Here is a 2,281-nt window from a genome sequence, read left to right on the forward strand (position 1 = left end):
AGGTTAAGCAGAGAATGCGGAGCCGCAGCGAAAGCGAGTCTGAATAGGGCGAATGAGTATGGGGTCGTAGACCCGAAACCAGGTGATCTACCCATGTCCAGGGTGAAGGTAAGGTAACACTTACTGGAGGCCCGAACCCACGTACGTTGAAAAGTGCGGGGATGAGGTGTGGGTAGCGGTGAAATTCCAATCGAACCTGGAGATAGCTGGTTCTCTCCGAAATAGCTTTAGGGCTAGCCTCAAACGTTAGAATCTCGGAGGTAGAGCACTGTTTGGACTAGGGGCCCATCCCGGGTTACCGAATTCAGACAAACTCCGAATGCCGATGATTTATGTTTGGGAGTCAGACTATGGGTGATAAGGTCCATAGTCGAGAGGGAAACAGCCCAGACCGCCAGTTAAGGTCCCAAAGTATTCGTTAAGTGGAAAAGGATGTGGCGCTGCCCAGACAACCAGGATGTTGGCTTAGAAGCAGCCATCATTTAAAGAGTGCGTAATAGCTCACTGGTCGAGTGGCGCTGCGCCGAAAATGTATCGGGGCTAAACGAATCACCGAAACTGCGGATTGACACCTTTGGTGTCAGTGGTAGGAGAGCGTTCCAAGGGCGTTGAAGCTAGACCGGAAGGACTGGTGGAGCGCTTGGAAGTGAGAATGCCGGTATGAGTAGCGAAAGAAGGGTGAGAATCCCTTCCACCGAATGCCCAAGGTTTCCTGAGGAAGGCTCGTCCGCTCAGGGTCAGTCGGGACCTAAGTCGAGGCCGATAGGCGTAGACGATGGATAACAGGTTGATATTCCTGTACTACCTCCCCACCGTTTGAGTGATGGGGTGACGCAGAAGGATAGGGTGAGCGCGCTGTTGGTCATGCGCGTCTAAGCAGTGAGGTGTGAAACGAGGCAAATCCCGTTTCTATAACATTGAGCTGTGATGGCAAGGGGTGTATACCCTGGAGTCCCTGATTTCACACTGCCAAGAAAAGCCTCTAACGAGGTGGGAGGTACCCGTACCGCAAACCGACACAGGTAGGCGAGGAGAGAATCCTAAGGTGATCGAGAGAACTCTCGTTAAGGAACTCGGCAAAATGACCCCGTAACTTCGGGAGAAGGGGTGCTCTGGTAGGGTGTATAGCCCGAGAGAGCCGCAGTGAATAGGCCCAGGCGACTGTTTAGCAAAAACACAGGTCTCTGCAAAACCGTAAGGTGACGTATAGGGGCTGACGCCTGCCCGGTGCTGGAAGGTTAAGAGGAGAGGTTAGCGCAAGCGAAGCTTCGAATTGAAGCCCCAGTAAACGGCGGCCGTAACTATAACGGTCCTAAGGTAGCGAAATTCCTTGTCGGGTAAGTTCCGACCCGCACGAAAGGCGTAACGATCTGGGCACTGTCTCAACGAGAGACTCGGTGAAATTATAATATGCGTGAAGATGCGCATTACCCGCGACAGGACGGAAAGACCCCGTGGAGCTTTACTGTAGCCTGATATTGAATTCCGGTGCAGCCTGTACAGGATAGGTAGGAGCCTGAGAGACCGGAGCGCTAGCTTCGGAGGAGGCAATGGTGGGATACTACCCTGGCTGTATTGGACTTCTAACCCTTGCCCGTGATCCGGGCAGGAGACAGTGTCAGGCGGACAGTTTGACTGGGGCGGTCGCCTCCTAAAGAGTAACGGAGGCGCCCAAAGGTTCCCTCAGAATGGTTGGACATCATTCGTAGAGTGCAAAGGCATAAGGGAGCTTGACTGCGAGACCTACAAGTCGAGCAGGGTCGAAAGACGGGCTTAGTGATCCGGTGGTTCCGCATGGAAGGGCCATCGCTCAACGGATAAAAGCTACCCCGGGGATAACAGGCTTATCTCCCCCAAGAGTCCACATCGACGGGGAGGTTTGGCACCTCGATGTCGGCTCATCGCATCCTGGGGCTGTAGTCGGTCCCAAGGGTTGGGCTGTTCGCCCATTAAAGCGGTACGCGAGCTGGGTTCAGAACGTCGTGAGACAGTTCGGTCCCTATCCGTCGCGGGCGCAGGAAATTTGAGAGGAGCTGTCCTTAGTACGAGAGGACCGGGATGGACACACCGCTGGTGTACCAGTTGTCTTGCCAAAGGCATCGCTGGGTAGCTATGTGTGGACGGGATAAATGCTGAAAGCATCTAAGCATGAAGCCCCCCTCAAGATGAGATTTCCCATTACGCAAGTAAGTAAGATCCCTCAAAGATGATGAGGTGGATAGGTCTGGTGTGGAAGCATGGCGACATGTGGAGCTGACAGATACTAATCGATCGAGGACTT

At 53.7% G+C, this 2,281-nt stretch carries 1 rRNA gene; it reads left to right on the forward strand.

Annotated features, from left to right (window positions below):
• A 23S ribosomal RNA gene (locus tag M3197_RS17120) occupies positions 1-2,281 on the forward strand; the annotation flags it as partial.

The sequence above is a fragment of the Sporosarcina aquimarina genome, assembly GCF_023715615.1.
In the GTDB taxonomy this organism is placed as follows: Bacteria; Bacillota; Bacilli; order Bacillales_A; family Planococcaceae; genus Sporosarcina; species Sporosarcina aquimarina_A.